Source organism: Halovivax ruber XH-70, assembly GCF_000328525.1.
GTDB classification, from domain to species: domain Archaea; phylum Halobacteriota; class Halobacteria; order Halobacteriales; family Natrialbaceae; genus Halovivax; species Halovivax ruber.
The window spans coordinates 1,087,234-1,100,270 of the sequence record NC_019964.1; the positions used below are offsets into that span (position 1 = coordinate 1,087,234).

The 13,037-nt window shown below is 64.3% G+C and carries 15 protein-coding genes; 8 read left to right on the forward strand and 7 right to left on the reverse strand.

Annotation, left to right across the window (positions count from 1 at the left end; translation table 11 throughout):
• The first annotated feature begins 50 nt into the window (after positions 1 to 50).
• The 4 genes from HALRU_RS05095 (at position 51) to HALRU_RS05110 (ending at position 1,849) form a co-directional block, all read left to right on the forward strand.
• Positions 51 to 233 (forward strand): DUF7525 family protein, encoded by a 183-nt coding sequence (locus HALRU_RS05095; RefSeq protein WP_015300336.1) that lies wholly within the window; start codon positions 51 to 53, stop codon positions 231 to 233.
• 56 nt (positions 234 to 289) lie between these two features.
• Positions 290 to 514: a DUF7123 family protein gene (locus HALRU_RS05100; RefSeq protein ID WP_007697749.1), complete on the forward strand. Its 225-nt coding sequence runs from the start codon at positions 290 to 292 to the stop codon at positions 512 to 514.
• A 64-nt stretch (positions 515 to 578) separates the two neighbouring features.
• Positions 579 to 1,028, forward strand: a complete 450-nt coding sequence (locus tag HALRU_RS05105) for an SRPBCC family protein (RefSeq protein WP_015300337.1) — start codon at positions 579 to 581, stop codon at positions 1,026 to 1,028.
• Positions 1,025 to 1,849, forward strand: a complete 825-nt coding sequence (locus tag HALRU_RS05110; protein WP_015300338.1) for a carbon-nitrogen family hydrolase — start codon at positions 1,025 to 1,027, stop codon at positions 1,847 to 1,849. Before HALRU_RS05105 ends, HALRU_RS05110 begins: the two co-directional genes overlap by 4 nt.
• 456 nt (positions 1,850 to 2,305) lie before the next feature.
• Here the strand turns inward: HALRU_RS05110 and HALRU_RS05115 are convergent, their stop codons facing one another.
• From HALRU_RS05115 to HALRU_RS05130, 4 genes are all read right to left on the reverse strand, one after another.
• A complete protein-coding gene (locus HALRU_RS05115) occupies positions 2,306 to 3,841 on the reverse strand; it encodes an aldehyde dehydrogenase family protein (protein ID WP_015300339.1) in 1,536 nt (511 codons plus the stop codon).
• Between the two features lie 98 nt (positions 3,842 to 3,939).
• Entirely contained in the window at positions 3,940 to 4,749 is an 810-nt protein-coding gene (locus HALRU_RS05120; protein ID WP_015300340.1) for an RIO1 family regulatory kinase/ATPase domain-containing protein, read from the reverse strand.
• 112 nt (positions 4,750 to 4,861) lie between these two features.
• On the reverse strand, positions 4,862 to 5,113 hold the full coding sequence (locus tag HALRU_RS05125) for a type II toxin-antitoxin system HicA family toxin (RefSeq protein ID WP_015300341.1): 252 nt from the start codon (positions 5,111 to 5,113) through the stop codon (positions 4,862 to 4,864).
• Position 5,114: 1 nt separating this feature from the next.
• Positions 5,115 to 5,384, reverse strand: coding sequence for a type II toxin-antitoxin system HicB family antitoxin (locus HALRU_RS05130; RefSeq protein WP_015300342.1), 270 nt, complete (start codon positions 5,382 to 5,384; stop codon positions 5,115 to 5,117).
• A gap of 352 nt (positions 5,385 to 5,736) precedes the next feature.
• Between HALRU_RS05130 and HALRU_RS05135 the strand changes: the two genes are divergently transcribed.
• Entirely contained in the window at positions 5,737 to 6,972 is a 1,236-nt protein-coding gene (locus HALRU_RS05135; protein WP_015300343.1) for a DUF7544 domain-containing protein, read from the forward strand.
• Positions 6,973 to 7,139: 167 nt separating this feature from the next.
• On the forward strand, positions 7,140 to 8,282 hold the full coding sequence (locus HALRU_RS05140) for an acyl-CoA dehydrogenase family protein (protein WP_015300344.1): 1,143 nt from the start codon (positions 7,140 to 7,142) through the stop codon (positions 8,280 to 8,282).
• Positions 8,283 to 8,408: 126 nt separating this feature from the next.
• On the opposite strand, the gene HALRU_RS05145 is transcribed toward HALRU_RS05140, so the two are convergent.
• Positions 8,409 to 9,653, reverse strand: coding sequence for a Glu/Leu/Phe/Val family dehydrogenase (locus HALRU_RS05145; protein ID WP_015300345.1), 1,245 nt, complete (start codon positions 9,651 to 9,653; stop codon positions 8,409 to 8,411).
• A gap of 139 nt (positions 9,654 to 9,792) precedes the next feature.
• Positions 9,793 to 10,650 (reverse strand): HpcH/HpaI aldolase/citrate lyase family protein, encoded by an 858-nt coding sequence (locus HALRU_RS05150; RefSeq protein WP_015300346.1) that lies wholly within the window; start codon positions 10,648 to 10,650, stop codon positions 9,793 to 9,795.
• A 230-nt stretch (positions 10,651 to 10,880) separates the two neighbouring features.
• On the opposite strand from HALRU_RS05150, the gene HALRU_RS05155 reads away from it, so the two are divergent.
• Together HALRU_RS05155 and HALRU_RS05160 are read left to right on the forward strand one after the other, a co-directional pair.
• Positions 10,881 to 11,333: a MaoC family dehydratase gene (locus HALRU_RS05155; protein WP_015300347.1), complete on the forward strand. Its 453-nt coding sequence runs from the start codon at positions 10,881 to 10,883 to the stop codon at positions 11,331 to 11,333.
• Positions 11,334 to 11,440: 107 nt separating this feature from the next.
• A complete protein-coding gene (locus HALRU_RS05160; protein WP_015300348.1) occupies positions 11,441 to 12,220 on the forward strand; it encodes a DUF7839 domain-containing protein in 780 nt (259 codons plus the stop codon).
• A 46-nt stretch (positions 12,221 to 12,266) separates the two neighbouring features.
• Here the strand turns inward: HALRU_RS05160 and HALRU_RS05165 are convergent, their stop codons facing one another.
• Complete coding sequence (locus HALRU_RS05165; RefSeq protein WP_015300349.1) at positions 12,267 to 13,034, reverse strand: proteasome assembly chaperone family protein; 768 nt, start codon at positions 13,032 to 13,034, stop codon at positions 12,267 to 12,269.
• Positions 13,035 to 13,037 lie beyond the last annotated feature (3 nt).

Here is a 13,037-nt window from a genome sequence, read left to right on the forward strand (position 1 = left end):
ACTCGGATGCGATGACCACAGTTAAGACCGTGCCGTCACGAGGGCGTAACATGGCTACGTCAACGAATTCGACGGATCGCGGCATCGGACTTTCGGTGCTCTTCGGCGCGCTGGCCGTGCTGGGTGCGATCGTGATGGCAGTCGGTGCGCCGGAGCAGCTGGCGGCCTGGGGATTCGCCGCAGCCGTCATCTTCGGCTGTCTGGCAGTCGTCGCCGCCCACAAGCTCTGGTGAGCGCCCTCCCTCCTGCCAACAGTTAAGGCCCGCGAGTGCGTACTTTCGGTGAACGAATGAGCGACTACTCCGACGAAGACCGGCGGATTCTCTCGTATCTTCGTGAGAGTGCAGCCCGGGGTGAACAGTACTTCCGGGCGAAGAACATCGCCAGTGCGATCGGCCTCTCTTCGAAGCAGGTCGGTGCCCGACTTCCGGAACTCTCCGAGAAGTCAGAGGATGTCGACATCGAGAAGTGGGGACGTGCGCGCTCGACCACCTGGCGCGTCACGATCAGTTGATCGACCTGACTGCCCTGCAGTTGCCGGTCGCCGACTTTTTAGCTACCGCGTGCCCAGTGAGGCCATGACCGTACGGGTCGAACGGACCGACGAGTTCGACGTCGAACCCGCACAGCTCTGGGCGTTCATCGCCGATCCGGCGAACCGGGCTCGGGCGATCAGCGTCGTCGAATCGTTTTCGGTCGATTCCGCGGACGGCCGGCGCTGTACCTGGGAGGTCGCACTGCCGATTCCGTTTCTCGATCGGACGACCACCGTGGAGACGTACGATCGGGTTCGTGACCCGCCGACGAACGTGGAGTTTGTCGGCCAGTCCTCGGTCCTAGACGTCACCGGCCGCCACGAAATTGGCGACCGAAACGGTGGATCACAGCTTCGAAGCGAGTTCGTCGTCGAGGGGCGGCTCCCCGGCGTCGAACGCTACTTCACTCGAAAGCTAGACGACGAACTCGAGAACCTTCGCCAGGCGGCCGACCGGGCGTTCGAACGGGAGTCGACGGAGGGATCGGCGTGACCGACGGCTCGTTCCGGCTCGCGCTGGCACAGACACACCCCGACGCGGGGGCCGTCGCCGACAATCGAGCGCAAGCGATCGAACTGATCGAGCAGGCAGCGGCTCGCGGTGCCGACCTCGTCGCGCTCCCCGAACTGTTCTCGGTCGGCTACTTCGCCTTCGACGCCTACGAGCGGGCGAGCGAGCCGGTGGAGGGCGAAACGGCCCGACTCGTCGCCGACGCTGCAGCCACCAACGACGTCGCCGTCCTGGCAGGAACGATCGTCGAGGATCTCGCGGCGACAGAGAGCGTGCAGACGCCTGCACCGTCGGGTCTGGCAAACACGGCGATGCTGTTCGATGCCGACGGCCAGCGTCGTCTCGTCTACCGAAAGCACCACCTCTTCGGATACGAGTCGGCGGAGAGCGACCTGCTCGTTCCCGGCGATGCCGTCGATGTCGCCGAGATCGGCCCGTTTACCATCGGCGTGACCACGTGCTACGACCTCAGATTTCCCGAACTCTACCGCCAACTGGTCGATCAGGGGGCGACGCTCGTCCTCGTTCCCAGTGCCTGGCCGTATCCCCGCGTCGAACACTGGCAGACGCTCACTCGATCACGTGCCATCGAGAACCAGCTGTACCTCGGTGCGGTCAACGGCGCCGGGTCGATCGAGGGATCGACGTTACTCGGCCGGTCGACGGTCTACGACCCCTGGGGGACACCGATCGCGTCGACCGGGGACGATTCCGGACTCGTCGTCGCCGACCTCGATCCGACTGCGGTTTCTACCGTTCGTGAGAACTTCCCGGCGCTCGCTGATCGACGGGACACGGTGTGAATCGACGACTACGAATCGGTGAGGCGCGTAGTGGTCCGCGCCCAAGGCGAGACCTCTTCTCTGGTCGTTTGTCAGATTCCCTGTGTACCGTCATCCAACGACACAGGCGGTGATATCGCCGAACGGGTACCGACCGGGACACTTTTGGTGATAGCTAACGTTGGGTTACCTGCCGGTATCCGGCGCTTTTCACGTCGATATCGGTACATCCGCTCGGTCGCCACCGCCAGGACCCACGCCTGCCCCACGACCCGGCCACGCCGGCAGCCGGGTCGTCTCTCCGGCGTGGCGTGGTTCGTGAGGTCGGGTACACCCGCTCGTTCGTCGACGTAATTCTCGATTATCTAGTGACGTCCAGGGTTGCTTGTGCCGCACTCTTCTTGGACACCGGCGCTCACCGAGGCGAGAAAACGCACGACGAGTCGAAAAAACGCGTGAAAACGGCGTGTTCGTGAGTTAGTCGTCTTCGGTCTTGATGTCCGCGGAGAGACCTTGGGCCATCTCGATCTCCTTCGAGTTGTTCAGCGTCCAGGCGGTGCGCTCCGTGACGGCCTCGATGGCCTCGCGGGCGCTCGGGTAGCCGTTTCCGGACTTCTTGACGCCGCCGAAAGGCAACTGGATCTCGGCACCGATACACGGCAGGTTGGCGTAGGCGAGGCCGAGGTCGGCGTGGTCGCGGAAGTAGTTGATTTGGCGGTAGTCCTCGGAGATGATGGCGCCGGCCAGGCCGTAGGGCGTGTCGTTGTGGATCTCGAGGGCACGCTCGATATCACCCGAGTACTTCATCAGGGCGACGTGCGGGCCGAAACACTCCTCTTTGATGCAGCGAAGGTCGGGATCGTAGTCGATCTCGTAGACGAACGGGCCGACCCAGTTGCCGTCCTCGTGACCCTCGGGAATCTCGTCGTCCTCGAGTTCGAAGCGGTCGACGAGCACTTCGGCGCCTTCCTCGACGGCGAGTTCGTTGTGGCGCTGAATCTTCTCGACGTGTCCCGGCTCGATCGCCGGGCCCATGAAGGTGTTCTCGTCGAGCGGGTCGTCGACGGAGACCTGCTTCGCCGTCTCGACGTAGCGTTCCTTGAACTCGTCGTAGACGTCCTCGTGGACGATGAGGCGCTCGGATGAGACACAGCGCTGGCCGGTCGTCTTGAACGAGGACATGATCGCGGCGTGAACGGCGATGTCGAGATCGGCCTCTTCGGTGATCACGATGCCGTTCTTTCCGCCCATCTCACAGGCAGCGAGCTTGCCGGGTTCGCCGCCGACCTTGCCGGCGATCTCGTGGCCGACCTCGGCGGAGCCGGTGAAGAGCACGGTGTCGACGCGCTCGTCGTCGGTGATCGCCGCGCCGGCGTCGCCGTAGCCCTGGACCATGTTGAAGACGCCCTCGGGGAGGCCGGCGTCTTCCATCATCTCGGCGATGACCTGGCCGCACCACGGGGTCTGCTCGGCGGGCTTCCAGACGACGGTGTTACCCTCGACCAGCGCGAGGGCCATGTGCCAGAACGGGATGGCGACCGGGAAGTTCCACGGGGTGATGCAGCCGATCACGCCGCGGGGCTTGCGGCGCATGTAGGCGTCCTTCGCGCCGACCTCCGAGGGGACGACGTCGCCGTGTGGGTGGCGGGCGTTCGCGGCGGCCCACTCGACCATGTGGTAGGCCTCGACGACGTCGGCTTTGCCCTCGCTGATCTCCTTGCCACACTCTTTGGTGACGATCTCTCCGAGTTCGTCGGTTCGATCGCGCATCTCGTGGTAGATGTCCCAGAGGTACTCGGCGCGGTCGATGTAGGAGAGTTCGCGCCACTCGTCGAACGCGTCGTCGGCCGCGGCGAGCGCGGCGTCGACGTCGTCCTCGGTCCCGCGGTGGAACGTGGCGATCGATTCGCCTGTCGCCGGGTTCTGACTGTCGAACGTTTCACTGCCTGTGCCTTCGGTCCACTCGCCACCGATGTAGTGGCCGTAGGCGTCTGTATCGGCCTGTTGACTCATGTTCAGGCAAAATTTCGCCAAGCGGCATGAAAAACCCTGCTATCCGGCCGGCGGACCGAGGCCGAGGTCGAAGTCGGCTCGCCCGTCGACACGGGCCGTCACGTTCCGTCCAGGTCGGCGACTTTCTCGAGTTCACCGCGAAGGACCGTGCTGTCGAATTCGTGGTCGGGACGCAGCCGGACGAAATCGAGGAACTCACGTGCGGCAAGCAGGTCTTCGCCACCGTAGTGACTGGCCGCGATTGCCACGGCGTCACGGGCCCCGAGTCGAGGTTCGAGGACGGCGAGGGCACAGGCGAGATCGTAGCCGCGGGTCACCCGCTCGCGCCCCTCCCTGACGCGCGTCGCATCGATGACGTAGAGGTCGCCGTCGGCCACGAGGAGGTTCTCCGCGCGGAGGTCGCCGTGGGCGAGTCCGTGCTGGTGCATCGTCGCGAGCGTCTCGAACAGGTCGGGAGCGATATCGCGAACGGACTCGTCCGTGAGCTCGTCGAGTGATTCGAACGACGGGAGATACTCGAGGACGAGCACGCCGAGCCCGTTCACCTCGAACGCGTCCATCGGTTCCGGCGCGTGACAGCCGATCTCTCGGATACGATTTGTCGCCTCGTACTCGTGTTCGACCATCTCGAGCGGCGAGTCGAACCGGTCGAAGAAGCCGCTGGTTCCGGTGGTGATCGCCCCGGCGTTTCGCCCGGCCGTCAGTAGCGAGTGGACCCGCGTGTTCTGGGTGGAGACGATCTTCACGAACCACTCGTCGTCGATCACGCACGGGGTCGAGAGCCAGTTGTCGGCCGCCAGAAACTCGACGCGAACTTCCTCGCGGCCGTATCGCTCGGCGATGGAACTGGCGACGCGCTCCAGTCGATCCCAGGCGACAGTGCCACGAGCCAGCTGGCGGATGTCCATCCGCTGGCACGTTGGCGCTCCGATGGTATAATCGTCCCGGCGCGACGCTGCTGCATAGGTGAGTGGCCATCCGAAGGCATGCAATGGTCCTCATGCCGACAAAATATACTCGCTACGCGTTTCGGTCGATCCACGAACAGAACGCGTCGAACTCATTGGCGCCGGCACTGTCCGCGATCTCTCTGAGTGTCCCGGTGCGAAGTTCGTCGTGTAGCGGAACCGTTACCCACCGTCGGTCAGCGTCGTTGGTCGGATGCTCGTAGTACAATTGCGCATGGTCGCCCGTCGTCCGGCGCCACTCGAATCCACCGGTATTGACCAGGACTGTCACAACTTCTCGACCGGAAAACGTGCGACGGCCCATCCTACTCGAGGACGTCTGGCGGTGTCTGGTTGCCAGTTTCGTTCGCTGTGGGATCGATTCCGAGTTCCCGCAGCTCGTCATCGGTCGGTTTTCGGCCGCGATCCCCGTCGTGGAGTGCAACCGCATCGTCTAAGTTATCGAGTGCAATCCGGCGGGACGAACCCTGTGTCGTGACGCCCGTTTCGACGTCCTTTGCTATCCACCACTCCTCTTCGGGCCACAACCTGATTTCTGCCTCGTGGACGGGTCCATTACTCGAGGAACTCGCCATTTCACCTGCTACTATGGGCACTGTTCGTATAAGGATTCGGCCGCGATCGAATCGGGTACGAGTGGTTGCAGTTGCGACGACTCAACGTTGTCGCGTGATCGCCCGGGTGTGGGGCCCAAAGCAGCGTCTTATCATGCAAATATTCGGACTGTGTTCGAACGTATTTACAAAGGTGACGTGACAACCGCCGCGATGGTTTTCGACCATCTCACACTTCCTGGGAGGTCGGTGGCTCAACTTTCGCGGCCACGTTCGAGACTGGTTTGACTTGTACCCGAACGGGAGACCAGATGCTGACGCATGGGTTACCGTTGCGAGTCTTTTAGGTCTCCGGGATGAAACGATCGGGTACATGCACGCTGTATCGGCTCTCGGCGACGCGATCGCCGTGACGCGAGACTATCTCACACCTGTCGACGCCAGACAGTGGCTCAAACTCGCCGTCGTGGTCGTGTTCGTCTCGGGTCTGATGGTGACGCCGCCGACGACGCCGGCCGCCGAACCGTCACCGGCGCCAGTCGTGGACGGGTCGACCGAGCCGATGCCGTTCGAGAACCCGTTTTCCGACGGTGAACTGGTTACGCTCGCCATCGCTGTGGCGGCGCTGCTCCTCGGTGTGTGGCTGGTCTTCACGCTGATCGGGTCGTTGCTGGAATTCGTGTTGATCGAGGCACTCCGATCGGGCCCCGTCGAGATCCGGGCTGGCGTTCGGGCACACGGGAGGAAAGGCCTCTCGCTGTTCGCGTTCAGGATCGCGCTGACTGTACTGGCGCTTGCGATTGTTGCGATCCCTGCTGCCCTCCAGTTGCGTCCCATCGACCCGAGTCAGCCGATCGACCCGATCCAGCGAGCGTCGCTTTCGACGCTCGGTGGCCTGATCGTACTGGCGCTCGTCGTCGGGCTCGTCTACTGGATCGTGATGCGGCTGACGACGGAGTTCGTCGTCCCGGTCATGCTGCGGACTGACAGCGGTGTTCGGGCCGGGTGGGGCCGGTTCTTGCAACCGCTTCGTTCGAACGTCGGCGAGTACGTCGTCTACCTCGTCCTGGTGACGCTGGTGGACTTCGTCGGCGCGATCGCCGTGGGGATCGTCACTGCCGCCGTCGGGTTCGTCGTCGCGATCCCGTTCGTGGTTCTCGTCGTCGTCGCGTTCTTCCTCGGCCCGCTCGCGATCCCGTCGTTGATCGTCCTCGCTATCGTGGGCCTCGTCACGTTTTTACTCCTCACTGCCGCGATTCGGATGCCGCTCGTCGTCTACGTCCGCTACTACGCCCTCCTCGTACTGGGGGCGACGGACTCGACGCTGGATCTGATCCCGGACCGGCGCGACACCACTCGATCAGACTCCGGATGGGAGGAGTGGGACGACGGCGAGGACTGGGCTGGGCCGTCGTCCCGCGACTCGTCCGACTCGTGGTCGGCTACAAGCGACGAAACCGAGCCGGATCGAACTGACGAGTCCGACGAGAGCTGGGACACGTCCGACGACTGGGGGTATCGCGGCGACGAATCGGGCCGCACCGACGAACGGGATCGCGACGACGGATGGGGCTATCGTGACGACGACCGAGAGCGGGACGACGGTTAGTGATCTGTGCCCGAACCGGACTGCGACGACGAGTGTTGATTTCGTAACGACGGACCGCACTCGGCTCGTCCCAATCACAGTTAGTGAGTCACGAACCTGGTCCGTCGTCGATACAACGCCCAGCCGCGTTCGGAGCGTTTATCTCAGGGGTCGGCAATTGTTGCAATATGAACTTCGAGCTGCCCGAGGAGCACCGGATGATCCGCAAGACGGTGCGGGACTTCTGTGAGGCCGAACTCGAACCGATCGCCCAGGAGATCGAGGACGAACACCGTTTCCCCGCCGAAATCTTCGACCAGCTGGCAGACCTGGACGTGATGGGCGTGCCGATCACCGACGAGTACGGCGGACTCGGCGGCGATACGCTCATGTACGCCGTCGTCGCGGAGGAACTCGGCCGCGTCTCGGGCTCGGTGGGACTCTCATACGTCGCACACACCTCGCTGGCCTCCAAGCCGCTCGAACTCTTCGGTACCGCCGAACAGAAAGAACGCTGGCTCCGTCCGCTCGCGGAGGGCGAGTACCTCGGGGGCTGGGCACTGACCGAACCCGGCAGCGGCTCCGACGCCTCCGACATGAACACGACCGCCGAGAAGGACGGTGACGAGTGGGTCATCGACGGCACGAAGCAGTTCATCACGAACGCCTCCGAGGCGGGCTCCGTCCTCGTGAAAGCAGTCACTGACCCTGGCGCCGGCTACGACGGCATCTCGACGTTCATCGTCGACCCTGAGGCGGACGACGGTTTCGAAGTGACCACCGTCTGGGACAAGATGGGCCTGAACGCCTCGCCGACGTGTGAACTTTCACTGGACTCGGTCCGCGTCCCGGAGGACCGCCTGCTCGGGGAGGAAGGCGACGGCTGGGACCAGACGAAGAAGACCTTAGACGGCGGCCGGATCTCCATCGCCGCCCTCTCGACCGGCCTCGCACAGGGCGCGTACGGACACGCGAAGGAGTACGCCGGCCAGCGCGAGCAGTTCGGGCAGCCGATCAGCGATTTCGACGCGATTCGCGACAAGTTAGTCGATATGTACCGAAAGACCGAGCGAGCCCGCTTGCTGACCCACAAGGCGGCTCACCGCTACGACGAGGGCAAACCGGTCACCAAAGCGTCCGCACTCGCGAAGCTCGACGCCTCGGAGGCGGCCCGCGAGGTCGCCGAGGAGGCCGTCCAGGTGCTCGGCGGCTACGGCTACACCACCGACTTCGCCCCACAGCGGTTCTACCGCGACGCCAAGCTCATGGAGATCGGCGAGGGAACGAGCGAGATCCAGCATCTGGTCATCGGCCGCGAACTCGGCCTGTAAGCAGTCCATCTCCGTCGGCTGTCGACCGACGATCGCAGTTCTGTATTGGGGCGGTATGGCGCGACACTCGTCGTGATCGGTGTGGCGACCTCTGTATTTTCGGCCGGGTAGCTCGCCGGCAAGGTATCACCACCCGCGCTGTTCGGCCGCGGTGGCGACGCGTTCGAGCGCGACGACGTACGCGGCCGTCCGCGGATCGTCGAGCTCGTGTTCCGCCATCGTCGCGGTGAGTTCGTCGAAGGCGTCGACGATATGCGTTTCGAGCGATTCGTTCACCCGCGACTCGCTCCAGGAAGTGCGCTGTCGGTTCTGGACCCACTCGTAGTACGAGACGACGACCCCGCCCGCGTTGGCGAGGATGTCCGGCACGACAAAGACGTCGTTTTCGACCAGCACGTCGTTGGCCGCCGGCGTGATCGGCCCGTTCGCTGCCTCGGAAATGACGTCGGCCGCGACGTCGCCGGCCAGGTCCGCGTCGATGGCGTTTTCGAGCCCGGCGGGGATCAGGAGATCGACGTCGAGGGTGAGCAGCTCGTCGTTCGTTCGCGTATCTGCACCGGGGTAGTGACAGACGCTACCGGTCTCGTCTTTGTGCCGTTTTACGTCGATTGGATCGAGGCCGTCACGGTCGACGACCGCCCCGTCGGAGTCGCTCACGGCCACGACGGTTGCGCCGCGTTCGTCGAGTAGCCGGGCCGCGATCCAGCCAGCGTTGCCGTAGCCCTGCACTGCGACGGTCGCGTCGGCGAGCGATCGCCCGAGGTGAGAAAATGCCTCGCGCGCGGCCAGCACCGTCGAGCGGCCGGTCGCCGCAACCCGGCCGGCGCTGCCGCCGCTCTCGATCGATTTGCCAGTGACGACGCCGGGTGCGGTCGTGCCCTCGAGCGTCTCGTAAGTGTCTTTGAACCAGTTCATCTCGCGCGGGCCGGTGTTGACGTCCGGTGCCGGGACGTCTCGATCTTCACCGACGAGCGGGCGCAGTTCCGTCGCATACGCTCGGGTCAGGCGTTCGCGTTCGGCCGTCGAGTAGTCGGCCGGGTCGAGCTCGATCCCACCTTTACCGCCGCCGAACGGAATGTCGACGATCGCGCACTTGTAGGTCATCCAGCCCGAGAGCGCGATCACCTCGTCGCGATCCACGTCCGGGTGGTATCTGATCCCGCCCTTGTACGGGCCGCGGTCGCCGTTGAACTGCGAGCGATACGCCCGGAATCGATCGAGCGTCCCGTCGTCGCGTTCGATCGTCAGGTTCGTCTCGAGGACGCGCTCCGGGTGTGACAGCCGATCGAACAACCCGTCGTCGACCTCGACGTGGGCCACAGCGCTCCGAAGCTGGGATCGGAAGTTCTCGTACGGCGTGGTCGGGCTCATACTGGCACTACTGTGCCAACGAGTATCAAACGAAGCAACGGCGTAATTCTTGCACAGTCACGGAACACGGCTCGACCGATCAGGAGCGGATGTAGGTGGCTGTCGTCGAACTGCCCATCGTCGGCGTCTGCCTGCGAACTCAGTCCCAGACTCCGGCTGCGTTCGACTGGTCGGCGATGCGCTCTGCCTTCGCGATCAGCGGCGCGTCGATCATTTCGCCGTCGACCTCGAACACCCCGCGTCCCGCCGCCTCGGCCTCGACTTTCGCGTCGAGAACGGCTCGCGCCCACTCCCGCTGGGCCTCGTCCGGGGTGAACGCCTCGTTGATGGGGTCGACCTGCGACGGGTGTATGGCCAGTTTTCCGTCGAAGCCGTACTGGACGGCCGTTTCCGCCGACGCGATCAGTTGCTCCTCGTCGGAAAAGTCGGTCACCATCGTGTCGATGGCGTCTGTCTGGTGGGCTGCAGCGGCGAGGACCACACGCTGGCGGGCGTACGTGAGTTCCGAGAGCGACGGGGTCGTCGTCGCGCCCAGGTCGGCCGCGAGGTCTTCCGACCCGAATACCAGTGCGTCGACGGTCTCGACGCCGGCAATCTCGGCCGCGTTGAGGATGCCCCGTGCGCTTTCGAGCAGCGCGAGTAGCGGGAGTGACTCGCCGTACTCCGAGATCGCTCCCGCGATCGAGCGAAGCGTTGCCGGCGAGTCGGCCTTGGGAACCATGATGGAATCCGGTGTGTCGGCGTCCCCGTCGAGGAGGGCCTCCAGATCGGCCTGCCACGCCGTCTGTGTGCTGTTTACCCGGACGCACACTTCGGCGTCGGGGTCGAACGACGGGTCGTCGAGGACGGCTGCGATCGCGTCGCGCGCCTCGGCTTTCCGGGCCGGGGCGACCGCGTCCTCGAGATCGAAGACGATCACGTCGGCGCCCGCGTCGGGCGCCTTGCGCAGCATTTCAGGGCGGTCTCCCGGGGTGAACATGATCGAACGTCGAACCATGTCCGGTCGTTGTCCGACCGTGGTGTTGAACGTGTGGATTCGTCCAGTGGATCACCCGCCGACATCCGTGGCGAGTCGGTCACCAATCGATCGAGGCGACAAGTCGTTTTCGTGTGATCGCGCTTTAGCTCCCGGTCGTCGGCGGTCGTGATGCGTTCCGCGAGGCGAACGGGAACTGACGCGACGGCGCTTCGGTTCGTTTTTGCCCCGGCGGAAACGATCGATCACGTATGACAGGTCTGTACTACGAGGAGTTCGAGGAGGGTGAGACCATCGAACACGAGCGTCGTCGGACGATCTCGGAAAGTGACAACCAGCGCTTTTGCGATATGACGATGAATCAGCAACCGTTGCACCTGGACGCCGAGTTTGCCGCCGAGACGGATTTCGGCGAGCGACTCGTCAACGGACTCTACACGATGGCGCTCGCCGTCGGCATCACGATTCCGGAGACCACCGACGGGACGATCGTCGCGAACCTCTCCTACGACAACGTCGAACATCCGAAGCCGGTGTTCCACGGCGATACGATCTCCGTCTCGTCGACGGTGACCGACAAACGAGAGACGTCCGATGGTGAGCGCGGCGTCGTTACGATGCACGTCACCGTCTCCAATCAGGACGACGAGGTCGTCTGCGAGTTCGATCGGACGGTCCTCTCTCGCAAGCGACCGACCGAGTGATCCGTGAGTGAGACGCATTCGCCGGATCGACTGACCGCCTTCCCGTCGAATCTGCGTCTCTCCGGTGGATCACCGATCTTTTTGCGTCTCCCCTCGCATGGGCTGGTATGGTCGACGTCCTCGACAACAAACGGGTCGCCACCCGCCTTCGTATCCTCGTCGAGATCGCCGAGCGCCAGCCGGCCGTGAGCCAGAGCGAGATCGCCGACGAGGTGGGTGTGACGAGCCAGGCCGTCAGCGAGTACATCCGTGAACTCGTCGACGAGGGCTTCGTCGAGAAGGAAGCGCGATCGCGCTATCGCGTGACGAACGAAGGCGTCGACTGGCTCTTCCGGACGGCAGAAGGCGTCCGCCGATTCGCCGACCACGTCACCGAGGATCTTCTTGGGGCGATGAACGAAGCGGCGGCGATCGCGACTGACGACGTCACGGAAGGCGAGACCGTCTCACTCACGATGCGTGAGGGCTACATTCACGCAACTCCGACCGACGATGGCGACGCGACTGCCGTCGCGACGACCGACGCCGCTGCCGGTGGCGATGTCGGCGTCGCCGAGTGGGAGGGCGTCATCGATCTCGAACCCGGCACGGTGACAGTCATCCAGATCCCGCCTGTCCGTGCTGGCGGCGCTGACGCGGCCGATCTCTCGTCGAGGGAGGCCGCCATCGAAGCCGCAGATCTCGTCGTCGCCAGCGGTGTCGAGGCAGTGGTCGCACTGGAATCGAACGGGGTCGAACCTGCCGTCTCCGTCGGTGCCGGCTCGGTCGCGAGTGCGGGGGCAGAGCGCGGCCTCGACGTGATCGTGGCGGCGACGACGGACGTGGTCGGGCGCGTCACCGACGAACTTCGTGATGGCGACGTCCCGTACGAAGTGAAAGAAGCGTAGGTGGCGAGCGAATCGGTGCGCCGGAGTATAGTGGTTCTTTGCTCGACTAGCCGATGTATCGCAGGTCGTCGTCGCTCGGGACGTCCATCGACGCCTGTGACTCCATCTCCCGAATCTTGCCCATGACGGCTTCCATCTCCTCGGCACGCTCGTCGAGCGAGTCGTACTCGACGTCGAATCCGAGGCGGGTTTCGAGCACCGATAGGACGGCTCTTGCACTCTTCGGATCGACGAGGTAGCCACTCGTCTCTCCCATCAGACACGCTGCATCGACCCCGCGTCGGACACCCAACCCGAGAAGCAGGCCGGACACGCCGACGATGCCGCCGGCGGGCTCGTCCTCGCGGAACTCGACGCCGGCGTCTTCGAGGTCGTCGATCATCGACTCGTCCGTGACTGCACCGATGACGTCGTACGATTCGATGAGTTCGCCGGTCGGAACGCCGCCGAGGGCGTAGCACTGGCTCACGTCGAACGACTCAGCGACGTCGAGGAACGCTTCGGCGAGCGCGTAGTGACCGTCACCGTGTTGCGCCTGGTGGTCGCCGGTGAACACGAGCAGATCTTCGCCGCCGGTTCCCGTGACGGCGTAGACTTCCGTGCAGGTAAGCGAGGCGACACCGTCCTCGACGGCAACCTGCGGTGGAAACGCCGTGGAGTAGATGCGACGGACGAGTGTCGATTCGGCCTCGAACTCTTCGAGCAGATGTTCGGCAACGAGGGATCCGACGTGGCCGACGCCGGGAAGCCCTTCGATCAGTACCGGGTCGTCGAGTTCGACGTCTGCGACGACGTCGATATCGAGTTCGTCCATACC